This is a genomic window from Streptomyces sp. NPDC033180 (assembly GCF_055577645.1).
The window spans coordinates 80,424-104,026 of sequence record NZ_JBVIPU010000013.1; the positions used below are offsets into that span (position 1 = coordinate 80,424).

12 protein-coding genes and 2 pseudogenes are annotated in these 23,603 nt (G+C 70.4%); 9 read left to right on the top strand and 5 right to left on the bottom strand.

Annotated features, from left to right (window positions below):
* Positions 1-11 precede the first annotated feature (11 nt).
* Genes ACZ5WE_RS29135 through ACZ5WE_RS29145 form a run of 3 tightly spaced genes read left to right on the top strand, consistent with a single transcriptional unit; the run spans position 12 to position 4,765 of the window.
* Positions 12-2,378 (top strand): FHA domain-containing protein, encoded by a 2,367-nt coding sequence (locus ACZ5WE_RS29135; RefSeq protein WP_467693354.1) that lies wholly within the window; start codon positions 12-14, stop codon positions 2,376-2,378.
* Positions 2,379-2,411: 33 nt separating this feature from the next.
* Complete coding sequence (locus ACZ5WE_RS29140) at positions 2,412-3,755, top strand: hypothetical protein (RefSeq protein WP_467693356.1); 1,344 nt, start codon at positions 2,412-2,414, stop codon at positions 3,753-3,755.
* Entirely contained in the window at positions 3,755-4,765 is a 1,011-nt protein-coding gene (locus tag ACZ5WE_RS29145; RefSeq protein ID WP_467693358.1) for a serine/threonine-protein kinase, read from the top strand. Before ACZ5WE_RS29140 ends, ACZ5WE_RS29145 begins: the two co-directional genes overlap by 1 nt.
* Here the strand turns inward: ACZ5WE_RS29145 and ACZ5WE_RS29150 are convergent.
* A complete protein-coding gene (locus ACZ5WE_RS29150; RefSeq protein ID WP_467693360.1) occupies positions 4,754-6,031 on the bottom strand; it encodes a streptophobe family protein in 1,278 nt (425 codons plus the stop codon). The genes ACZ5WE_RS29145 and ACZ5WE_RS29150 overlap by 12 nt on opposite strands.
* A gap of 160 nt (positions 6,032-6,191) precedes the next feature.
* On the opposite strand from ACZ5WE_RS29150, the gene ACZ5WE_RS29155 reads away from it, so the two are divergent.
* From ACZ5WE_RS29155 to ACZ5WE_RS29165, 3 genes are all read left to right on the top strand, one after another.
* Positions 6,192-7,394 carry a DUF6777 domain-containing protein gene (locus ACZ5WE_RS29155; RefSeq protein WP_467693361.1) on the top strand — a complete coding sequence of 401 codons (1,203 nt, stop codon included), beginning with the start codon at positions 6,192-6,194 and terminating at the stop codon, positions 7,392-7,394.
* 126 nt (positions 7,395-7,520) lie between these two features.
* Entirely contained in the window at positions 7,521-8,684 is a 1,164-nt protein-coding gene (locus ACZ5WE_RS29160) for an exonuclease SbcCD subunit D (RefSeq protein ID WP_467693362.1), read from the top strand.
* Positions 8,681-11,764 carry an AAA family ATPase gene (locus tag ACZ5WE_RS29165; protein WP_467693364.1) on the top strand — a complete coding sequence of 1,028 codons (3,084 nt, stop codon included), beginning with the start codon at positions 8,681-8,683 and terminating at the stop codon, positions 11,762-11,764. Before ACZ5WE_RS29160 ends, ACZ5WE_RS29165 begins: the two co-directional genes overlap by 4 nt.
* Before the next feature lie 255 nt (positions 11,765-12,019).
* Here ACZ5WE_RS29165 and ACZ5WE_RS29170 read toward each other — a convergent pair whose 3' ends face one another.
* The 4 genes and pseudogenes from ACZ5WE_RS29170 to ACZ5WE_RS29185 form a co-directional block, all read right to left on the bottom strand.
* The gene (locus ACZ5WE_RS29170) at positions 12,020-12,820 is read right to left on the bottom strand and encodes a GNAT family N-acetyltransferase (RefSeq protein ID WP_467693366.1); all 801 of its coding nucleotides are present in this window, start codon (positions 12,818-12,820) and stop codon (positions 12,020-12,022) included.
* Between the two features lie 119 nt (positions 12,821-12,939).
* Positions 12,940-14,466: an amino acid permease gene (locus ACZ5WE_RS29175; RefSeq protein WP_467693367.1), complete on the bottom strand. Its 1,527-nt coding sequence runs from the start codon at positions 14,464-14,466 to the stop codon at positions 12,940-12,942.
* A 103-nt stretch (positions 14,467-14,569) separates the two neighbouring features.
* A complete protein-coding gene (locus ACZ5WE_RS29180; RefSeq protein ID WP_467693369.1) occupies positions 14,570-15,538 on the bottom strand; it encodes a hypothetical protein in 969 nt (322 codons plus the stop codon).
* Between the two features lie 1,205 nt (positions 15,539-16,743).
* Positions 16,744-17,713: pseudogene (locus ACZ5WE_RS29185) on the bottom strand (IS701 family transposase); the annotation flags it as partial.
* A 271-nt stretch (positions 17,714-17,984) separates the two neighbouring features.
* Between ACZ5WE_RS29185 and ACZ5WE_RS29190 the strand changes: the two are divergent.
* From ACZ5WE_RS29190 to ACZ5WE_RS29200, 3 genes and pseudogenes are all read left to right on the top strand, one after another.
* Positions 17,985-18,461 carry a helix-turn-helix domain-containing protein gene (locus tag ACZ5WE_RS29190; protein WP_467693371.1) on the top strand — a complete coding sequence of 159 codons (477 nt, stop codon included), beginning with the start codon at positions 17,985-17,987 and terminating at the stop codon, positions 18,459-18,461.
* A 234-nt stretch (positions 18,462-18,695) separates the two neighbouring features.
* A pseudogene (locus ACZ5WE_RS29195) lies at positions 18,696-18,905 on the top strand (SbcC/MukB-like Walker B domain-containing protein); the annotation flags it as partial.
* 402 nt (positions 18,906-19,307) lie between these two features.
* Positions 19,308-23,471, top strand: a complete 4,164-nt coding sequence (locus ACZ5WE_RS29200; RefSeq protein ID WP_467693613.1) for a LamG-like jellyroll fold domain-containing protein — start codon at positions 19,308-19,310, stop codon at positions 23,469-23,471.
* Positions 23,472-23,603: the final 132 nt, after the last annotated feature.

A 23,603-nucleotide genomic window follows, 5' to 3' on the forward strand; every position in this document is an offset into this window, starting at 1 on the left:
AGAATTCGGGCATGGGAGAGCGGCCTGTAACGCCGACTGCGCCCGAACTCGTCATCGAGACCGACACCGGTTCCACGGTGATGAGTCCGAGCCGGGACTATCACGTCGGGCGCGATCCGTTGAGCGACATCGTCATCGACGATGCCCGGGTCTCCTGGCACCATGCCGTCCTGCACGTCGATCTCGACCACTGGACGATCGAGGACGAGCACAGCACCAACGGCACGTACGCCGACGGGCAGCGCGTCCAGGAGTGGGGCGTCGGACCCGGCAGCGTCCTGCGCTTCGGGAACGTCACGGACGGCCCGCGCGCGGTGCTCGTCGGCCGTGAGCCGCCCCCGCCCGCTCCGCCCGCCGCTCCCGAGCGCCCCTCCGGCGTCCGCACCCCCTCGGCCACCGGCACCTTCCGGCAGCCCACGACCGTGCGCCCGCTGCCCGCCCGTACCGTCCGCATCGGCCGTGCCGCCGACAACGACCTGGTCATCGACGATCTGGTCGTCTCGCGCCGCCACGCCGAACTGCGGGTCCTCGCGGACGGCACGTACGAGATCGTCGACCTCGGCAGCCACAACGGCACGTACCTCAACGGCCAGCCGGTCGGCCGCGCCGCACTCTCGCCCGGGGACATCGTCGGCGTCGGTCACCGTGCGTACTGCCTCGTGGGCGACGAGCTCCAGGAGTACGTCGACACCGGCGAGGTGTCGCTCGACGTCCAGGAGCTGACGGTGGCCGTCGACAAGGGCCGCAAGACGCTCCTCGACAAGATCTCCTTCCCCGTCGGCGAGAAGTGCCTGCTGGCCGTGGTCGGTCCCAGCGGCGCCGGAAAGTCCACCCTCCTCAACGCCCTCACCGGCCTGCGCCCCGCCGACGACGGCACGGTCCTCTACGACGGTCGCGACCTCTACCGCGACTACGCCGAGCTCCGTCAGCGCATCGGCCTCGTGCCGCAGGACGACATCCTGCACGCGCAGCTCACCGTGCGCCGTGCCCTCGGATACGCCGCCGAACTGCGCTTCCCCCAGGACACGGAGAAGGCGGAGCGCCGGGCCAGGGTCGACGAGGTCATCCGCGAGCTCGGCCTCGAACAGCGCGTCGACCAGCCCATCCACAGCCTCTCCGGCGGACAGCGCAAACGCGTGAGCGTCGCCCTCGAACTCCTCACCAAGCCGTCCCTGCTCTTCCTCGATGAGCCGACGTCCGGGCTCGACCCCGGCATGGACCGCTCGGTGATGCACATGCTGCGCGGTCTGGCCGACGACGGCCGTACGGTCATCGTCGTCACGCACAGCGTGCTCAGCCTCGACGGCTGCGACCGGCTTCTCGTGCTCGCCGCGGGCGGCAGGATCGCCTACTACGGGCCTCCGCAGGACGCGCTCCCGTTCTTCGGCTTCGAGGAATGGCCCGAGGCGTTCGAGGCCTTCGAGGGGGACCGCGACCGGGACTGGGCCGGGGAGTACCGGCGTTCGCCCCTCCACCAGCAGTACATCGTCAACTCCTCGGCGCAGCCGCCGCTGCCGCAGGGCGGCGGCGGCCCGGTCGCGGCCTTCGCGCCACCGCCCAAGGCGCAGAGCTGGGGGTCCCAACTGCGGACGCTGGTGCGGCGGTACGCGGCCGCGCTGGCCGCCGACCGGACGTTCCTGGCCATCATGATCGCGCTGCCGTTCGTGATGGGCGCCATGGCGCGCGCGCTGTCCGGGAGCAAGCTGACGCAGGAGACGGCGATGAACGCGATGCTCATCCTCTGCGTGGGCGGCGTCCTGACCGGCGCGGCCAACGCCGTGCGGGAACTGGTCAAGGAACGCGTCATCTACCGCCGCGAGCGGGCCGTCGGGCTCTCCAGATCGGCGTATCTGATGTCCAAGGTCGTCGTACTCGGGACGATCACCGTGCTGCAGGCCGTCGTGCTGACGCTGGTGGCGCTGCTCGGCGTCGACCTGAACGCGCCGGGCGGCGAGGGTGTGCTGCTCCCACCGCTGGTGGAGATCACCGTGGCGGTGGCGATGCTGGCGTTCACGGCGATGATGCTGGGGCTCCTCGTATCCGCCCTGGTGCGCAAGGAAGAGGTGACGATGCCGCTGCTCGTGCTGCTCGCCATCGTCCAGGTGGTGTTCTGCGGGGCGCTCCTGAAGCTCCACGGGGTGCCCGGGGTGGAGCAACTGGCGTGGCTGGTCCCCTCCCGGTGGGCGCTGGGCGCGATGGCGGGGACGATCGGCCTCGGCAGGATCGTGCCGGGGGAGCTGACCGCCGACCCGCTGTTCCGCCACTCCGCGGGGATCTGGCTGCTCAACATGGGCATGCTGTTGGCCCTTTCGGTCGTGTTCGGCTACGTGGTCGCCAGACTGCTGAGGCGGCACGAACCGGCGGTCATGCGGAAATAGCGAGCGCGGCACGGGAGATCAGGAGCGGACGAGATGACTACTGCGGCGGACTTCCGTCCCACCCATGTCGTCCCCCAGGACGGGCTGCCCGCCTGGGAGGCGCCGGACGTGAACCGCCCGACGACGCCGCTGGACGCGCTGCTGCCGGTACAACTGGTCGACCGGCTCGGCGACTGGGCCCGCATCGTCTGCGCCAACGACTGGTCGGCCTGGGTCGACGGCCGCCTCCTGATCGCCGTACCGAGCGACCCGCCCGCCGCGGGCCACCCCCTGACCCGCACGGCGGACCCGGCCCCGCTCCTGGCGAGAACCGAGGAGGCACTGAGCCGCTACCGCCGCGCGACGCAGGAACTGGCGTCCGGCGCAACCGACGGCGAGTCCTTCCGAAGCCGGACGCGCGGACTGCGCGTGGGCATGGTCGTGGACGGCGAGTCGATGTGGCTCTACGACGCCGAACACGAGCGGTGGGTGTACTGCGACGGAACCCGACTGAGCACGTACGCGGCTGGGGAGGGCCCGGGCGGGGCACCGCCGGACGGCGGCAAAGCCGGGGGCCCGGAGCCGACGCAGGTGGTGCAGGCGGCGGGCCCGGGGGCCCCCGCGCGGTACGACGGGACCGGCGCCGCCGGTGGGGCGGGCGCTGCCGAGGCCGCGCCGGTGGTCGAGGCAGCCGATGCCGCGCATGGAGACGCGTCTACCCGGCGAGTACCGCCCGCGAGCGGTGGCGACGCGGATCCTGGAAGTGCGGCGTTCCCTGCCGACCCGGGGCCGACGCAGGTGGTGGAGGCGGCGGGCCCGGGAGCCCCCGCGCGGTACGGCGGGGTCGGCACCGCCGGTGGGGCGGGAGCTGTCGAGGCCGCGCCGGTGGTCGTGGCAGCCGATGCCGCGTATGGAGACGTGCCTACCGGGCGGGTACCGCCCGCGAGCGGGGGCGACGCGGATCCTGGAAGTGCGGCGTTCCCTGCTGATCGGGAGTCGACGCAGGTGGTGGAGGCGGTGGGTCCGGACCTGGCCTCCGCGCGGTACGACGGGACCGGCGCCGCCGGTGGGGCGGGAGCTGTCGAGGCCGCGCATGGAGACGCGGATCCTGGTAGCGCGGCGTCCCCTGCCGATCCGGGGGCGACGCAGGTGGTGGAGGCGACGGGTCCGGGGCGGGTCCCCGTGCGGTACGGCGGGGTCGGCACCGCTGGTGTGGCGGGCGCTCCCGATCCCGAGCCGACGCAGGTGGTCGAGGCCGTGGCCGGCCCGGGGGCGGCTCGTGCCCCGGCGGGTGGAGGCAGTGAGGGGCCGGCTCCCGCTCCGTACGAAGAACCCACCCGTCGTATCCCGCCCGTCACGGGTGATCGCGGGCCCGCCGCGCCGGGGCGGGGCTCGTGATGGGGGGCGGTGAACCGTCGGGGCCCAGTAGTCATGCCGGGCGGCCCTCCGAGCTGGTGGGGGCGCAGATCGCGGGGTATCGGGTCGAGAGCGAGATCGGGCGCGGTGGCATGGCCGTCGTCTATCGCGCCAAGGACCTGCGGCTCGACAGGACCGTCGCCCTGAAGCTGCTCGCCCCCGAGCTCGCGCGCAACGACACCTTCCGGCAGCGCTTCACGCACGAGTCACGCGTGGCCGCCGCGATCGAGCATCCGCACATCGTCCCGGTCTTCGAGGCGGGCGAGACCGAGGGCGTGCTCTACATCGCCATGCGGTACGTCCCCGGGCTCGACCTGCGCCATCTGCTCGACGAATCGGGCCCGCTCCCCGTGGGAGCGGCCCTGCGCATCGCCGCCCAGGTCGCCTCCGCTCTCGACGCGGCGCACGATCACGGCCTGGTCCACCGCGACGTCAAACCGGGCAACATCCTCGTGGCCAAGGGCACGGACAGCGACCACCCGGAGCACGTCTACCTCACGGACTTCGGCCTGACGAAGAAGTCGCTGTCGCTGACCGGCTTCACGACCGTGGGCCAGTTCGTCGGGACCCTCGACTACGTGGCGCCGGAGCAGATCTCGGGCCGCCCCGTGGACGGCCGGTGCGACGTCTACAGCCTCGCCTGCGTCGTCCACGAGACCATGGCAGGCGGCCCGCCCTTCCAGCGCGACGACGACATGGCGCTGCTCTGGGCCCACCAGTACGACCAGCCGCCCCCGCTGACGGACAAGCGCCCCGAGGTTCCCGCCGCCCTCGACGGCGTCCTGGCGAAGGCGCTGGCCAAGCGGCCCGAGGACCGGTACGGCTCCTGCCTCGAATTCGTGGCCGCACTGCGCGCCGCGGCCACGGGAAGCGCGCAGGGACACGCACCCACGCAGATGGATCTGCGGGTCGTGGGAGCCTCGACGGACCCCGGGGCGCCTCCGGAGCCGCCGAGCTGGGCGCGACCGGTCTTCCGGCGGCTAGGACGGTGAGGAACCGTCCTGGCGTACCTCACCCCGCCGGTGCACCGGACGTGCGAGCAAGCCGCCGATGAAACCGGTGACCAGGCCCCAGGCCACGGCGAGGACCAGCGCCATCCCCAGTTGCGGATGCAGCTTCACCAGGCCGGAAAGGCCGCCGCCCAGATCCCCGATGCCCAGGAGCGACAGGCCGTAGTGGGCGGAGACGCGGGCGAGCAGACAGACGGCGAGCACCGTGAGGGTCAGGGCCACCGCCATGTGCACGGCGTGCTGCCAGGCCCGCATCCGGGCCGGCGAACGCGCCGCCATCAGGAACGCGGCCCCCAGGACCAGGGCCGCCGCGACGACAAGCAGCCACCACACCCGGCCGTCGTGATCGGAGAGCGTCCGCAGACTGAGCGTGGAGTCGTTCGGAGTACGCAGTACGTCGTCCAGGACGCGCGGCATGGGCAGTCCGAACGGCCCGTCCACGCGGCCCTCCCAGGACGCGCCGAGCCCGATGGTGAAGGCGAGCCAGACGAGGTTGGGAAGCCCGAGCAGCAGCACCGCGAACGTCTCGGCGGCATGCCCCTTGGTCACGGCCACGACCACGCCGATGACGAGTCCCAGGGCGACGTACGCGAGCAGCAGGACGACCATGGCGTAGGCCGCGGGACGCACCGACTCCTGGAAGCGCACCAGGCGGCCCGGGAGCGGCGCCCCGCGCGAGACCAGCAGCGCCACGGCGAGGACACCCGCCAGCCACAGCAGCCCGAAGAGGATGGTCAGCGGCACATCCGTCTCGAAGCCGACCCTGGGCGTCGCACCCAGCACGTCGCCGATGTCGGACGCGGTCCCTTCCCCGAGCGAGATCGTGAACCGGTGGCGGGCCAGCAGCCCCAGACCGACGAGCAGCAGCACCCACAGCACCGCGAACCGCCCGGCCCAGCCGGCCAGTTCCCTGGCGTCGGCGACGGCCCGGTGCCGCAGTGGCCTGAGGAACCCGGCGGCGGTCACCAGAGCTCCCGCAAGGGTGACCGAGAGGGGGAGCACCGAGAGCCCGGCGTTCGTCTCGGCGATCGCCCCGGCGTCTCCGGAGAGCCCGACGGAGCCGCCGACCGCCATCACGACGACGGCCGCGACAACGCTGGGAAAGGCGCCGCCCGGCAGGTCCGCGGCCCCGGCGGCCCACAGGCCGAGCGCGGCGACGACGGCCATGGTCACCAGCGCGGCGAGCACGGCGAGCAGGGCGTGGATCCAGCCGTGGGGGGCCCGACCGGGCGGTTTGTGGTCGCTCACGTTGTCACGCTAAGCAGCGCGGCGGCGGTCCGCCCCTCGGGAGGGCCGACCGCGTCGGCTCGCGGGCTCCCGGGAAGCGGGACACGCAAGCGGGACACACAATAGGCGCGTAACCGAAGAAACCGTACGTAGCGGTCTCCTCCGCAGGGAAGAAGTGTTCGTGAGCGCCGAACCGCCGTCGTCAGGACGCCCCACAGGACCCCCGTCCGGCCCGCTCTCGGGCCCTTCGCAGCCCGGCGCGACCCAGGCCGGTTCGACGCCACCGCCCGGCGGGGACCGGCCATCGGGTCCACCGAGCGGCCCACCCGGTCCACCCGACCGACCGGGGCCCCCGCCGAGCGGCGCGAGCCCGGAACCGGGACCCGGCGGGGGCCCCGAGCCGGAGCGCCCCTGGTGGAAGTCGGCGCCGCGCGTGGCGGCGATCTCCCTCGTGCTCGTGGCCGCGGTAGTGCTGACGGTCGTCCTCACCCGGCCCGACGGCACCTCGAAATCCGGCGGCGAGGTCGCCCTCCAACCCGCCGGGAAGCAGGGACCTGATCCCTTCACCGAGTCGACGGCCCGGGACGACTCGACGCCGGCATCCCCGAGCGCCCTGCCGAGCTCATCGGCGTCGGCCAACGTGACACGCGGCGTGGACGGCGCCGCTCCCGGCCTCTACGGCGGAACGCGCAAGGTCGGCAGCTGCGACGTGGAGAAGCAGGTCAGCGCCCTGAAGAAGGACCCGGCGAAGAACAAGGCGTTCGCCTCGGTCCTCGGCATTGACGCGTCCGCCGTCCCGGCGTACCTGCGGGCACTCACACCCGTACAGCTGCGCATGGACACCCGCGTCACCAACCACGGCTACCGTGACGGTTCCGCCACCGCCTACCAGGCCGTCCTCCAGGCCGGGACCGCCGTACTCGTCGACGACCGGGGCGTGCCGCGCGTGCGCTGCGCCTGCGGCAATCCGCTGCTGCCCCCCGTCGCGCAGAAGAGCACCCCGAAGCCGACGGGCGACGCGTGGCCCGGCTACAAGTCCTCGAACGTCGTGGTCGTGGCACCGGCCACCCAGGTCGTGAACGTCTTCGTCATGTACGACCCGAAGAGCGGCGACTGGTTCGAACGTGACAAGGGCGACACGGGCGCCGGCGACACGAAGACCGTGCCTCCGGCGAACCTGCCATCCCCGTCCCCCTCGCCGTCCGAGTCACCGTCATCGGCGTCCCCGTCGTCCCCCTCCGCCTCATCCGCCTCCCCCTCCTCCGAGGAGCCCTCCTCGCCGTCCGCATCGTCCGCGCCGCAGACGCCCTCCACGGAGCCGGAGCAGGAGCAGTCGCCCGCCTCGCAGTCCGCGCAACCCCCGTCCGCACCGGTGACAGATTGAGGTTCGTGATCGAGCAGGTGCCGGCAGGCGCTAGCGTGGTGGGTGCTGTCGGCGAGGCCCGTGCTGGGGCGGTCCTTGATCCGGGGCGTAGGAGGGGTGAACGAGCATGCGGTCCGGAGCGGCGTCTTGAGAATTCTGCACACGTCCGACTGGCATCTGGGCCGGGCGCTTCACCGCGTGAACATGCTCGGCGCCCAGGCCGAGTTCATCGGCCACCTGGTCGCCACCGCGCGTGAGCGCGAGGTGGACGCCGTCGTCGTGTCCGGTGACGTGTACGACAGGGCGGTGCCGCCCCTCGCCGCCGTCGAGCTGTTCGACGACGCCCTGCACCGGCTCGCGGACCTCGGCGTCCCGACGGTGATGATCTCCGGCAACCACGACTCGGCACGCCGCCTCGGTGTCGGCGCCGGTCTCATCGGCCGCGCGGGCATCCACCTGCGTACCGCGCCCGCCGCCTGCGCGGACCCGGTGGTTCTGGCCGACGACCACGGGGACGTGGCGTTCTACGGCCTGCCCTATCTCGAACCGGCCCTGGTCAAGGGTGAATTCGGGGTGGAGCGGGCCGGGCACGAGGCGGTGCTCGGCGCCGCCATGGACCGGGTGCGCGCCGATCTGGCCGACCGGACGCCGGGCACCCGTTCCGTCGTCCTCGCCCACGCCTTCGTCACCGGCGGCGAGGCGAGCGACAGCGAGCGGGACATCACCATCGGCGGGGTGGCCGCCGTGCCGTCGGGGGTCTTCGACGGCGTCGACTATGTCGCGCTCGGCCACCTGCACGGCAGCCAGGCCATCAGCGAGCGCGTGCGCTACTCGGGCTCCCCGCTGCCGTACTCGTTCTCCGAGTCCGCGCACCGCAAGACCATGTGGCTCGTCGACCTCGGAGCCACGGGGGAGATCGAGGCCGAGCGGATCGACTGCCCGGTGCCGCGGCCCCTCGCCCGCATCCGCGGTGACATCGAGACGCTGCTCGCCGACCCGGAGCTCGCCCGTCACGAGGAGGCCTGGGTCGAGGCGACGCTCACCGACCCGGTGCGCCCCGACGACCCCATGGCCCGTCTCTGCGGGCGCTTCCCGCACACCCTCAGCCTCGTCTTCGACCCGGAGCGCGCCCCCGAGGACCCGGACGTCTCGTACGCCCAGCGCCTGAAGGGCCGCAGCGACCAGCAGATCGCGGAGGACTTCGTGACCCATGTGCGGGGTGCGGGCCCCGACATACGCGAACAGGCGGTGCTGCGGGCCGCGTTCGACACCGTCCGCACCGACGACACGCTGCACGAGGTGGCCCGATGAGGCTGCACCGGCTCCGGATCACCGCGTTCGGCCCCTTCGGCACCACCCAGGACATCGACTTCGACGACCTCTCCGCCGCCGGGCTCTTCCTGCTGCACGGACCGACCGGCGCGGGCAAGACGTCCGTCCTGGACGCCGTCTGCTACGGCCTGTACGGCTCGGTGCCGGGACCCCGGCAGGGCAGCGGCCAGGGGGTGACGCTGCGCAGCGACCACGCGCAGCCCGGCGTGCGGACGCAGGTGTGCCTCGAACTCACCGTCGCCGGACGCCGGTTGGAGGTCACCCGGCAGCCGCCGTGGGAGCGCCCGAAGAAGCGCGGCACCGGCACGACCACGGAGAAGGCGCAGAGCTGGCTCCGGGAGTACGAGACCGGCGCCGAGGGTGGCGCCGAGTGGAGGGACCTCAGCCGCTCCCACCAGGAGATCGGCGAGGAGATCACGCAGCTGCTCGGTATGAGCAAGGAGCAGTTCTGCCAGGTGGTGCTGTTGCCCCAGGGCGACTTCGCGCGCTTCCTGCGGGCCGACGCCGAGGCCCGCGGCAAACTGCTCGGGCGGCTCTTCGACACGCGCAGGTTCGCCGCCGTCGAGCAGCGACTCGCCGAGCAGCGGCGCGACGCCGAGGGCGCGGTGCGGGAGGGGGACGGGGAGCTCCTCGCCGACGCGCACCGGATGCAGCAGGCCGCCGGGGGCACCCTCGATGCCCTGGAGAACGCGGAGTCGCCGCTGCCCGACCTTTCCCCAGGCGACCCGGGGCTCGCGGAGTCCGTCCTGGCCTGGGCCGCCGTCGCCCGCACCAGCGCCCGCGAACGGCGCACGATCGCCGGGTGCGCTCTCACGGCCGCCGAGTCCGCGCAGGCCGCCGCCGGGCGCCGACTGGACGACGTACGCGAACTCGACCGGCTGCAGGCGCGGTTCTCCCAGGCGCGGGAGCGGGCCGGGCGGCTTCAGGAGCGCGCCGGGGAACACCGGCGGCTGCAGGTTCGGATGGACCGCGCCCGCAAGGCCGAGAGGGTCGCCCCCGCGCTCGGTCTGCGCCGGGCCACCGAGGAGGAGCACCGCCGCGCGGCCGCCGACGAGACACGCGCGCGCGGGCAGCTGCCCGCCGCGTTCGCGGACTCCGGCGCGTCGGGACTCGCCGCGGCCGCGCGCAAGGCGGCCGAAGAACTCGGCGGTCTCGAATCCGCCCGGCGTGCCGAGCGGCGCCTGGCCGAGCTCGGCACGGAGCGCGCCTCCGTGGAGCGCGAGGAACGGGCCGACGACGAGTTGCTGCGCGAGGCGGCGGACTGGCTCGACGGCTGGGACGCGGCCCGAAGCGCGCTCCACGAGCGCATCGAGTCCGCCCAGGACGCGGCGACCCGGGCGGAGCAACTGGCGGGCCAACTGGAGCCCACACAGGGCAGGTTGGACGCCGCCCGCCGTCGCGACCGCCTCACCCAGGAAGCCGCCGCCGCGTACGAACGCGCCCTCGCGGCCCGCGAGCGTGCCACCGGGGCCCACGAACACTGGCTCACCCTGAAGGAACAGCGCCTCACCGGCATCGCGGCGGAACTGGCCGCGGGCCTGACCGACGGGGCCCCCTGCGCGGTCTGCGGCGCCACCGAACACCCCGCGCCCGCACCGAAGTCGGCCGGCCACGTCGACCGCGCCGCGGAGGAGTCCGCACTCACCGTCCACCGACGGGCGGAGGAGCTGCGCACAAGGGAGGAGCGGCACCTCGGCGAGGTGCGCGAGTCGTTGGCGGCGGCCGGGGCGGCGGCGCTGGGGTCGTCCGCCGGGGACTCGGAGGCCGAAGAGGCGGCGACCGGCCCGCAGGGGCCATCGGTCGAGCAACTCGCCGCGCTGGTCGAGGAGTTGCGAGGCGAACACGCCGAGGCGCGCAGTCGCGCCTCCGGTCTGCACGCTGCCCGGGAAGCCCTCGCTCAGGCCGAGCGCGAGCACCACCGCAGGGTCGCCGTGCAGCAGGAGGCGGCCGTGCGGGCAGCGTCCCGTGCCACTCTGCGGGACAGCCTCGAACGCGAACGCGCCGTTCTGGAGGTCGACTTGAGCCGTGCGCGGGGAGCCAGCGACAGCGTCGCCGCCCGAGCGGCCCAGCTGGAACGGCAGGCCGCGCTCCTGAGCGAGGCCGCGGAAGCCGCACGCGTCGCCGACGACACCGCCCAGCGGCTCAAGGACGCCGACGCGCGACTCGCCGACGCCGCTTTCCGAGCCGGGTTCGACACGCCGAGTGACGCCGCCGAAGCCCTGCTCGACGACGCGAGCCACCGCGAGCTCCAGCACCGTATCGACGACTGGCAGAACGAAGAGGCGGCGGTGCGTTCCCTCCTCGCCGAGCCCGACGCGGCCGCCGCGGCTCAGCGGCCGCCCGCCGGCCTCCGGGCCGCCCAGGAAGCCGCCGAGCACGCCGACCGGCTGGCCCGCACGAGCGCCTCCGCACTCGACGCGGCCACGCGGCGCTGCGCCGAACTCGACCGGCTCTCCGGCCGGTCGGACGCCGGAGCCCGGCGCCTCGCGCCGCTGCGCGCCGAGTACGACCGCGTGGCACGCCTGGCGGGCCTCGCCGCGGGCACGTCGGCGGACAACGAACGCAGGATGCGCCTGGAGTCCTATGTCCTGGCGGCCCGGCTCGAACAGGTCGCGGCCGCGGCGACCGCACGGCTGCGGCGCATGTCGTCGGGCCGCTACACCCTCGTCCACTCCGACGACCGTACGGGGCGCGGCCGTTCGGGCCTCGGCCTGCACGTGGTCGACGCGTGGACGGGCCGCGAGCGCGACACGTCCACCCTCTCGGGCGGCGAGACCTTCTTCGCCTCCCTCGCCCTGGCGCTCGGCCTCGCCGATGTCGTCACCGACGAGGCAGGCGGCGTACGGCTTGACACGCTCTTCATCGACGAGGGCTTCGGCAGCCTCGACGACCAGACCCTCGACGAGGTCCTGGACGTCCTGGACTCGCTGCGCGAGCGGGACCGCAGCGTCGGCATCGTCTCGCATGTGGCTGACCTGCGACGACGCGTGCACGCCCAACTGGAAGTGGTGAAGGGGCGGGCCGGATCCGTCGTACGGCAGAGGGGGGCCACCGACTGATCCGCCGGTTAGAGGCACCTATCAGGATGGATTCTTTCCCTGTTTTACCCTCGCTTGCCCGGATCGTCTTCGTCCTTATGTCCCCCGGCCGTCCCCCGGACCGCCCTCAGGGCCTACCTGCCGTCGCGGTCGAATTCAATGGCCCGTCCGTCCTTGCAGGTAGCGGGCTCCGGTTGGTTTGAGTGACTACCGCTCCAAGGCCGCAACAGCCTTCAGCGCGGCTAGCCGTAAACGTGGGGGCCGGACCTCGTCGGCTCACTCCTTCAAGGTGTAGAAGTGGATGGGTGAGTTCGGCGTGAAACCGATACGCGGGTATACAGGGGCCCCTGCGACGGTCGCGTGCAAGGTGGCGCGGGTCAGCCCGGTGGCTCGGGCGCCCTCGTGCAGCGCCTTGCGCGTGACAGCCTCGCCATAGCCCCTGCGCTGCCACTGCGGGTCGGTGGCGACGAAGGCGACGAAGAGGCGGCCTTGCGCTTCGACCGTCGCGGCGCACGCCACCGGAACGTCGCCTCGCATGCCCAGGTAGGCATAGACCTCACTCTTCCAGCGCGCGGATCCGACCAGGCCGTCGCGGCCTTCCTCCAAGGGGAACCCGTAGGCGCGTGATTGGAGGTCCGCATAGGCCCGCAGGTGCTCGTCGGTGCGCACACGCACGAACGTCAGATCGGGGTGGACCGGGTCGGGAATGGGCAGCAGGTCTCCGGCCATGCCCCTGCCCGGGAAGGCGTACTGCAGGCCGGCCTGCTCGGCCGCCGCGGACAGCGCGGTGCGCCCCTCGTCGTCGAGGAGGTCCTCGAAGAGCCACAGGAAGCCCGGGTTCTTCTTCGCGCGCATGATGTCCGCCGCCTGGCTCAGGCGTTGCGCGACGCGATCGGCTCCTGCTCCCCGGTCGGTCAGAGTGATGCAGTTGTAGAACGAAAATCGGCAGTCGGCCCAGCGGACGGCGATGCCGGGGAGGTCCCGCACATCCGCTTCCGCATCGCGGTCGAGCACCATGGCCCGCCACGCCACGGTGAGCTGCTGTGCCGATTCGATGGACTCAGTGAGGCCAGTCACCGTACTCCCACGGGTCGTTGAGGTCATTGAGGTCGTTGAGGAACCGGAGCTGGGAGCGGAGGGCTCTGGCGCCTCCGGGCCGGTGGGAACTGTACGTGCGGCACGCGGTGTCGCTGCCATCAGATGATGCCTTCGAACTGTTTGTCCTCGGTGGGGGAACTGGAGCGGGGCACGTGGTAGGAGTCGCGTCCGAAGCGCCGCCACAGGCCGGCTATGAGGAAGGCCACCACTACGGCGACGGGGGTGTAGTTGAAGGTGGTGGTGGTGATCGGGCTGCTCTGCGGCAGCAGGAACAGCACTGTGACCGCAGCCGCCCACACCACCGCCACCCAGCCGATCGGCCGGCTCCAACGGCCCAGGTGCCAGGGCCCTGGGGTGAATCGGTCACGGTGGACCAGTCGCAGCAGCACCGGGATGGCGTAGGCCGAGGTGAATCCCACGACCGAGATGGCGGTCACCGCCGAGAACGCCGTTGTGGAATACAAGGACGGCAGCGCGAGCACGAAAGCCACGGTGACCGCGAGCCAGACCGCGTTGGCGGGGATGGCGGTGCGGCGGCTGACCTTCTTCCAGCGCGCCGATCCGGGCAGGGCGCCGTCCCGGGCAAAGGCGTAGATCATCCGGCTGGCGCTGGCGGTCACGGTGTAGCCGCACAGGAACTGGGCCACGATGATGACCAACAGCAGGGCCTTGGCCGCCGCCATGCCCAGTGCGTCCAGAAGGATCTGTGCCACTGGTACACCGGTCGGGCCGGACAGGGTAGCGGTGTAGTCCTGGATGGCGAACAGCAGCGTGGTCAGCAGGATGCCGCCGGCGATCCAGGACACCGCCACCGAGCGGAAGACCCCGCGAGCCGCGGCGACGGAGGCATGGTTGGTCTCCTCACTCAGGTGGGCCGAGGTGTCGTAGCCGGCCAGGGCGAAGACCGGAAGCAGCATGCCCAGCAGGATCACGTAGACCGGGGCGCTCCAGCCGGTGTTGTTGGTGAACTCGGTGAAGACGAAGCCGGCCGACTGGTGGTCGGAGGGTACGAACGCCAGGGCGCCGATGATGACTACGGCCCCTGCCAGGTGCCACCACGCGCTCAGGGACGTCAGGATGTTCATCAGCCGGGTGCCGAAGAGGTTCAGGACCGCGTGCAGCGCGAGGATGACCGCGTACAAGGCCAGCAGGGAGCCCGGGGTCGGCGTGTAACCGTATTGCAGGTTCATCCACGCGGCGGTGAACGTCGCGATGCCGTAGTCCTGGGCGGCGATTCCGCCGAGCAGGCCCAGGAGGTTGAGCCAGCCGGTGTACCAGCTCCACCGCTCGCCTCCGAGCTGGCGGGCCATGTAGTACAGGCCGCCGCTGGTGGGGTAGCGGGAGGTGATCTCCGCCAGGGCGGCGGCCAGGCACAGCACCAGCGGCCCGACAGCGAGCCATCCCCACATGATCACCGCGGGGCCTCCCGAGTTCAGGCCGTAGCCGAACAGCAGCAAGGTCCCCGACATGATCGATATGACCGACAGGGAGGCGGAGAAATTACCGAAAGCCCCCATCCGGCGGTGCAGTTGCTGGGTGTAGCCCAGCGACTGGAGGATGCGTGCGTCCTCCCCGTCGTCGTCGACCGGGTTCGGCTGCTGGCGCGGTGCTCTTGTTGAAGTCATTGGTTCTCCGCACAGGAAAGCTGAGACAAGGGGGTGCAGGCGGGGTGGCTGCCGGGCCGCTAGCGGGGCGTGGCGGCGCCCGCCCGTGGGGTCAGGTCGGCGGTCATGGGTGTTCTCCCGTACGCCGCGGGTGGGATCTCAGGCAGGCGTCACGGTCCTCCTCGAATGCCTTCCGCCACTGGTCCTCGGGGTGCCGGGCGTCGTACTGCCACGGGGCGGGCGTGGCGAAGTCGCCGATGGCGTCGAACACTTCGGTGGCCCACTGAGCGAAGCCGCCCCTCGCCAAGGCGTATGCGAGGTAGTTCAGATCCAGCTGAGAACTGGTGGCCGGATCGCACTTGTGGAACCAGCCCTCGAATGCCTGCGTGATGGCCCGGGTGGTGTCCTCCCTGGTCCACAGGAGGTTCTGCATGACCTCGGCGCCTCTGTCCCGTCGCTCCCGGTGCTCCTGAACACGGGCGTAGAGGGGCAGCAGAAGCAGGGGCGAGTCGGGCGGCGCGAAGGAGACCGTCCAGCGGGCGAAATCCGTCGCGACCGCCTGGCGGCCCGCTGGACCCGGGCGGGCCTGGAGCGCCTGGGACATGCGGTGCCATGCCTCGCGGTTGAACGGATCTCGTCGGTGCACGTCCCCCAGCAGGCCCCATGGCCCACCAGGCAGCAGATACTCATGGGGTGGCGGGGCCACGTGATGCTCCGGGTAGCGTCCTGTCGTGTCCGTTTCAGCCAGGGCCAGGCGGCAGATCCAGGGCACCGAGTCGTCGGGATTCCCCGTGCCCGCCATGTGGCACGCCTCCCGGGCCCTGGCCACCAGTTTCTCCAGGTCCCCTGCCCGCCGGTAGTCGCGCCCCCAGTTCCGTCGGTGGGCCTGCAGTACCCGTTCGGTGGCAACTCTGGCGTACATCACCCGGGCAGCGAGGCTCTCCGGTTCCTCTTTCAGCCACAACTCCACAACATTGGCCTGAGCTGCGACAACCCCCAGTACCTGAGTGCGGGATGTCCACTGCGGCCAGTTGCCCGTGCAGGCCAGCACCTGCCGCATCTGCATCCAGTAACCCGCCTGAATGTCCTGCACTGCCGCATAGAGGTCTGTGTCTCGGCCGGCCGGGTTCGAACTCTCCATCAACGCCCACCTCGGCCGGCCGGACACAGGGCGGGCCGCAGGGGGCCGTCAGCTGGAGCCGCTGAGGCCATGGGGAGGCCGGGCTTCGCGCCTGAGGGTGATCTCTTGGACTTCACCTGTGCCTGCGGTGTCACGCCGTGCACCTTGGGCCGGCACTCCTGCGCACGGCGTCTTGGCAGTCCGGGAGCCTTCACGCGGCGACGGGCCGGTTCGGACGGCGCTGCCGAGACCTGGTGGCACCCCACAGGCAGCAGGTCGTCGGTGCCCTCGGACCCGACCCGGTGGCGCAGCGCGCGGCCCGGCTGCGCAGGGCGTGCTCTGCGGCGGGCCGCCCGCCGCCCGCTGGTGTGAGCGTCACGGCTCGCCGGGTGGTGTGAGCACGACACCGAACGGTGTGCACTGGCGGCCATAGGCAGAAGGACCCTCGGGGCAGTTGGGACGGACGGCACGGTCGTGCAAAGGAGAGCGGTGTGGGCCGACGTGCAGGGCGGAGACGGCCGCTGGCCAACCCGGCCGCTGGCTTTCGCTCTTGGCCGGTAAGCGAGTGCCCAACAGGTACTTAAGTGCCTGGAGAGGCGCATGACCAGAGAATCCCAAGATTGTCAGGTTGCTCAGACGCAGGTTTCGGCCATGCGGCAGACGAGCGTCGCCATCAGTGACCGGACCCGCAAGCCGCAGCACTCAGACGGTGCGCCGCCAGGGCTCGGCCGCTCGCAGCCACGTGTCATGGGCAAGTGGAACAGGGCCGCCGCCCTGAGCGGAAGCGGGCGGACCTTGGTGTGCGGGCGGCAGTTGAACACGAGCCGGCCCAGCAGCCGTACGGTCCGACGACGGAACGTACGACCGCTCACCACGAACGCGCAGCGAGATCTTGCATCGGGACCGTCATGTCGGCCGGGCACCGTGACACGATCTTCTTCATGGACAGCGATGCCGCCCGTCGCACCCGAGCCACCGCTACCCGACGGAAGGACTCCGTCAACTTGCGTGTGGGATAGGCGCGTTGACGCATGCTGATGGCGCGCAGGTGCCGCGAGGGGTACTGCGTTCAGGCGTGCACGGACGTCCCGGTGACGGTCTTCCAGGCGCGCGGAATCATTCGGCCAGTTCGGTACGGTAGTCACTGGCTGTGAGCAGACGCTGTGCCCAGGGTCTTCGGGCCGCTCGACCAGCAGCGTCTCCAGCGGCAGGACGCCGTCCCATCGGCTGCGTCCGCCGGCCCGTTCCTGGGCGGTGCGACAGGCCTCCTTGCCTGAGGGTCGCACCTGCAGCACGGCGAAGCGCGAGGTCATCGTGCCTTTGCTGCCCTGGCGCCAGGTGACTTGTTCAAAGGGTGTGGCGGATTTGATGCATGTCGGCAAGGGCCGTGGCCTCTGGCGATAGCGGGGCAGGGTGGGTGGCCCCAGACCGCTGTATGCGGGCTGGAAGGGCTCGGCTGTGGCCGGACGGGCGATCTCCTTGGGATCGACCGCCATGAGCATAGGACCAGCCGCGTTCTTGAAGTGCGAGGCGGATGGAGACACTGCGGCCGTAGCCGGCATCGGCCACCAGCACTGGCAGCCCCTGCCCGGCCAGACGGTCCAGCAGCCCCAGAGCCAGAGAGGCCTTGGAGGCAGACCCCACCTCCTCGGGCACCCCGGCCCGCCGGCGCCGCTGGTCATCGTCGGCCCATCCCGGGGGAAGGAACAGGTCCCACTCCAGCGGGCAGGAGACGGTGTCGGTGGCCGCGTGCACGCTGACGGCGATCTGGCAGTTCGCCCGCTTGCCCAACGCTCCGCAGTACTGCCGGGCCACCCCCACCGAGGCCCGCCCGCCCTTGGGATACGACACATCATCGACCACCCACACCTGCGGCCGGATCACCTGGCACAGCCGCTGGGCGATCCGCTGGCGCACTGGTGTCCAGTCCCACGGCGACTGGCTGACGAACTGCTGCAGGGTCTGCATGTCACCGTCCGGCAGACGGGCGGCCATCGGCTGGATCGGCTTGCGCCGACCATCCAGCATCAGCCCCCGCAGATAGCACTCGCCCTTGGCCCTCTGATCCCTACGCGGCACCGAGGCGAACACATCAGCCACGAACAATGCCAACGCCGCCCGCAGACGGTCCACTTCATAGGCATCCACACACCCAACATGCTCCTGATCAGCACCAACGAACAGAGCTCACAAAGCACTACTAGTTCCCCAGGGCATCGAACGTTTGCCCTGATGGCGGACGTACAACGTCCTGGCTCCTCGCGGACTCGTTGGTGCAGCCGGACAGAGTGTCCGGCCCGTCCTAGGCCCGATAGCGGATGTTGAACACGGCACGGCAGGCCGAATCGCTACCTGATCTCGAGGGGCCAGCGCGGCCGCTAACGTGGATGACGGACCAACCGTCGGGGAGGCAGCGCGCATGCGTGGTCTTGGGGATCACCTCAGCGTCGGAGAACGAATCGCGTTCTACCGAGAGCGACGGGGCTATACGCAGCCGGTGCTCGCCGGGCTCGTCGGGCACAGCACCGACTGGCTGTCGAAGATCGAGCGAGGTGTGCGGAAGGCGCCAAGGATCGACAAGCTCGCCGAGCTCGCTCGTGTACTGCGCATCCCGCTCGGCGACTTGATGGGTCAGCCCGTCCTGATGGAGGACGGGGAGAAGCACATGGACGACGTGCCGGCCGTCCGCGACGCCCTGATGAGCCCCCGGCGTCTCTCCAAGCTGCTGTTCGGTCGTACGGCGGAGCGGCAGTTGCCTCAGCTGGATCAGGCGCAGGTCTTCGTCGAACGCAGCTGGGGCGACTACCAGGCTGGCGCTCTTGGGGATGTCATCGCCGCCCTGCCCCCCCCCAGCAGCCGAGCCGCACTTCACGAGCCCTCCTGCCTCAGCCCATGAGGACGAAGAGGCGCAGCAAGACGCACCCCCCGCTGCCGCAGCAGAGACAACAGAGGACCGACATCTGCGCGTGGTGCGCGCAGCCCCTCGATATGAGTCATCCGACGCCGCTTGACCGCGTTGTCCCCCGCTCGTCCCCCGCTCATGAAAATTGCCCCTCGGAGATCACTCCGGGGGCTCTTCATACGATGTTTTCCCAGGTCAGAGCAGGCCTATCACGGCACAGGAATCTGCGACACGCTCTTCATCGACGAGGGCTTCGGAAGCCTCGACGACCAGACCCTGGACGAGGTGCTCGACGTCCTGGACTCGCTTCGCGAACGGGACCGCAGCGTCGGCATCGTGAGCCACGTCGCTGACCTGCGACGACGGGTTCACGCGCAGTTGGAGATCGAGAAGGGGCGCGCGGGACCGGTCGTACGGCAGCGGGGGGCCACCGACTGATCCGCCGGCTACGCCCGCAGTCGGGACTGGACGGAGCAGTCACGTTCACGCCGACTGCGGACTCCCGGCCTTGTGTCAACGCCTGGTTGTGAGATTCCTGTCGGCGTGAGTTTTATCGAATTGCTCCCACACCCAGCACAACCGTGGGTAACGCCACAGTCACCGCGGCCTCTTTGCCGGATGTGCCCCAAGTGATCCTTCTGGATCTTTACTTGATGACTACATACAGTCCACATTCGGTTGCTCTGTTTAGGCAATCTTCATGTTTATGACGGGCCGGGGTGGAATATGTGGAGGCGCGTGCGTTCACGCGGTGGGGCCGGGGTACTGGCAGGTCTGGTCAGCGTGGCGATCGTGGCCGGCTCGGCCCCAGCGGCGACCGCGGCAGGGGCCGGGCCGACCATGCCCGCGGCGGCGAAGGCCGCAGATGAGGGTGCAGCTACTGAAGAAGCAAGCACCGAGGCGGCGTTGGTGGAGGCCAAGCGCACGGGCAAGCCGGTTGAGGTGACGTCTCTGCGCAGTGCGAGCAGTGATGTGTACGCGACCGCCGACGGAAACCTCGAGGCGCGGGAGTACCTGCGCCCGGTCCGTGCCCGGGTGGGGGACCAGTGGAAGCCGGTCGACACCGATCTGGCGAAGTCCGCTGATGGCGGAGTCGCGCCGAAAGTGGCCACGGTGGGGCTGAAGTTCTCCGGCGGTGGGGATGCGCCACTGGTGCGGATGACGAAGTCCGGCCGTGAGCTGGCACTGTCCTGGCCCGGCAAGCTACCTGCTCCGGAGCTTGACGGCGCCACGGCAACGTATGCCGATGTGCTGCCGGATGTGGACCTGCGGATGGGGGCGCAGGAGGACGGGTTCACGCAGCTGCTGGTGGTGAAGTCGGCAAAGGCTGCGGAGAGTTCTGATCTGGCGGAGCTGCGGTTGAAACTGGCCGCGGATGGCATGGATGTGAAGGAGACGGCCCAGGGCGAGCTCCAAGCCGTCGACAAGGGCGCCAAAGGCGCGGTGTTCGAAGCGCCGAAGCCGATGATGTGGGACTCCAGTCCCGGCGTCGACAGCACGCCGACGGCGAAGAACGCGCCGTCCGGGCTCGGCGCAGCCAAGGACGCAGGGGCTGTATCGCAGGCAGCGGAGGAGCCTTCGGCGGGTGAGTCCGGCAAGCTCGCGCCGGTCGGGGTGGATCTCCCCGCCGGTGGCAAGGAGCTGGTGCTGACGCCGGATGCGGAAGTGCTGAAGGGCAAGGACACCACCTACCCGGTGTTCATCGATCCGCAGTGGTATTCGCCGCGTGCATCGGCGTGGACGATGGCGTCGAAGTACTGGGACTCATCGCCGCAGTGGAAGTTCAATGGCGATCACGACGCGGGTATGGGCTACTGCAACTGGTACTACTGCCAGCCCAATGACACCAAGCGGCTCTTCTACCGCATCCCGGTCTCGAAGTTCGCGGGCAAGTCGATCTTGTCGGCCGAGTTCGTGGTGCGTAACACCTGGTCCGCCTCGTGTTCCGATCGCAACGTGGAGCTGTGGCAGACCAAGGGCATCTCCTCGTCCACGACGTGGAACTCGCAGAACGCCTCCGGGTTCTGGGACAAGAAGTTGTCGTCGAAGTCGTTCGCCTATGGCTACTCCGGCTGTGCGGCGAAGGATGCCGAGTTCTCGGTGAAGTCGGCTGTGCAGGATGCGGCAAACGGCCGGGATTCGACGATGACGTTCGGTCTGCGCGCGGACAGCGAGTCGGACGCCTACGGCTGGAAGCGGTTCTCGGACAAGGCGTTCCTGCGGGTGAAGTACAACCGAGCGCCCTCGCAGCTGAGGATGTCGCAGCTGACGATGGAGTACGGCGGTACCTGCAAGAGGTCCAGCGACGCTGCACGCGTACGCACCCTGGGGAAGATCCACGCCAACGAGGTGAGGGACCCGGACCGCGACAGCGTCTCGGTGCAGTTCCAGGCCAAGTGGGACGGCGGCAGCTGGAGCCCGGCGCGGACATCGTCGAAGAAGTCCGGCTCGAACTTCACGATCAGCCTGCCGTCATCGAAGATCCCGGCCAACAAGCAGGTCAACTGGTACGCACGCGTCTATGACGGGGCGCAGTACTCACCCTGGTCATACGCAGGCGACCCGACCGCCTGCTACTTCGTGTATGACACCAAGGTCCCCAAGGCGCCGACGGTGTCCTCGGGCGAGTACCCGGCCTCCGACTCGGAGGATCCCAACGATCCTTGGTACGACGGGGTGGGGAAGTACGGCACGTTCGAGCTGAAGGCCGCCGAAGGTGATGTGACGTCCTACCGGTACGGGGTCAACAGCGACCCCAGCTCCAAGAACAAGATCACCACATCCGGTGGCGCAGCGAAGAGCACCAAGGTCCTGCCCGCCAAGCCGGGGCTGAACTTCATCACGGCCCAGGCCTTCGACACCGCAGGCAACGGAAGCGAGATCCGCACCTACCAGTACCGAGTCAAGGCCGGACAGCCGGACCGGGCGACCTGGCAGCTGGACGAGGCCGAGAGCGCCGGTGAGGCCAAGGGCTCGACGCCGCCGCGCACCGCGCAGCTGCACGGAGGGGCGACCCCGGGTGCGGCCGGTATGCAGGGCACAGCACTGTCCTTCAACGGCACTGACGGGTACGCCTCCACGGACATCCCGGTGGTCAACACCAGTGGAGGGTTCGCGGTCTCGGCATGGGTGAAGCTGTCGAAGATGCCCGAGGGCGCGGCGGTCATCGCCACCCAGCCGGGCAACCACTCGCCGGGCTTCGAGCTCTACTACTCCAAGACATACGACCGTTGGGCGTTCAACCAGTACAAGTCCGACACCGCGGACGCGGGCATTGCCCGGGCGATGGCAGACCAGCCCGGCGGCGCGACTCCGGACAAGTGGACGCACCTGGCAGGGTCTTACGACTCGGTGCGCGATGTGCTGGAACTGTTCGTCGACGGCAAGCTGGTCGGCAAGACTGCCTACGACAGCCCGTGGGAGGCCCGCCGCGGCCTGCAGCTGGGAGCTGCTTCCTACAACGGTGCGCCCTCGGCCTTCTTCCCCGGCGCGGTCGACGATGTGCAGTTGTTCGACAAGCCGCTGGCGCAGGACGAGATCGACAAGCTGCACGCCCAGCAGACGGTCGGCGACCCGGGCCGCCCCGCGCTGGCTGTCTTCGACCTGGACGAAGCAGCGGACGCGACGGAGATAGCCGGACACGGCGGCGTGCTGCCCGCCAAGTACAACGGCGGCGTCACTGCTGGTGCTCCCGGTATAGCGGGCAAGGCCGCCGCGTTCAACGGAACCGACGGCTACGCGAAGATCGGCCAGACCAACGGACCGCATCTGAACACCTCGCGCAGCTTCACCGTGTCCGCCTGGGCCAAGCTCGACAAGAAGCCCTCGGGTGCGGCGGTCATCGCCGCGCAGGCAGGCAGGGAACGCCCGGGCTTCGAGCTCTACTACTCCTCCACCTACAACCGGTGGGCGGTCAACCAGTACTCCGCCGACGCGGCGGATGCGACCCCGATCCGCGCCATGCAGCCCGAGGGTGCCAGCGCCTCAGTGGGGGAGTGGGCACAGTTGGTGGGCGTGCACGACACCGTCGCGAACACCCTGACGCTGTACGTCAACGGCGCCAAGGCCGGGTCGGTTCCGCTGGCCGGAGCCTTCTACGCCGACCAGTCGATGTACCTGGGCGCGGGCAGCTACAGCGGCCAGGTCAAGAACCACTTCCCGGGCAGCATCGATGATGTGCGCCTGCTGGACCGGCCGGTCTCGGCCGAGGAAGTCCAGCAGATGTTCAAGCAGCGCCCGCTGGTCAAGGGTCGCTGGAACTTCGAGGAGACAAGCACCAGCAGCCCACTCACCACACCGGACTCCTCCGCACAGAAGCGTCCGATGAACCTCCACGGTGGCGCGCAGCTCGGCTCCGGAATGATCGACAAGAGTGGGCTGCAGCTGAATGGCACCGACGCCTATGCGGCCACCGCCCAGATGCCGGTCGACACGAGCGGCAGCTTCACTGTCACAGCATGGGCCAGTGCCGCCGCGAGCCCGGATCACGGTATGGCGTTGGTCAGTGGCGATGGCACAAACCGCAGCGCCTTCGAAGTCCGCTTCCAGCCGGATGCCAAGGATCCTGAGGGGCTGGGCCGTTGGGAGCTGACGCTCCCGAGCAAGGACGCCACGGATGCCGCAGTCACACAGGTGAGTAACACCGAGTTCTTCGATGTCACTGAGTGGAATCACCTGGCAGTGGTCTACGACGGCTTCGCCAAGGAAGCCCGCCTCTACGTCAACGGTGTCCTGCAGGAAGTCGCCTGCGGGGATGCGGACGGTAACGGGGATGCTGACGACACCGCCTGCCAGGACCTGATCGCCTGGGCTGACAACGTCCTGACCTTCAGGGCCCTCAAGACCCTGCAGGTAGGCAAGGCAAGGGGCGACAGCGCCGGTTCGTACTTCGCCGGTTCCGTCGACGACGTGTGGACCTTCCAGGGCGCCCTGAACGACGCGCAGATCGAGAAGCTGGCCGGCTCGTTCTTCGACATCCCCACCGACGTACCGGGCGAAAGCTGAGCCCGGGTGTGCCGGGAGCGGCCATCCCTCCCGGCACACCTCCCACCTGACGTACTTCCTTACTGATCTTTCGACGCCGTGCTGCGCAGCTGCGTGGGCTGGTGTTGTCGTGTGAAGGACTGATCTCTGAAA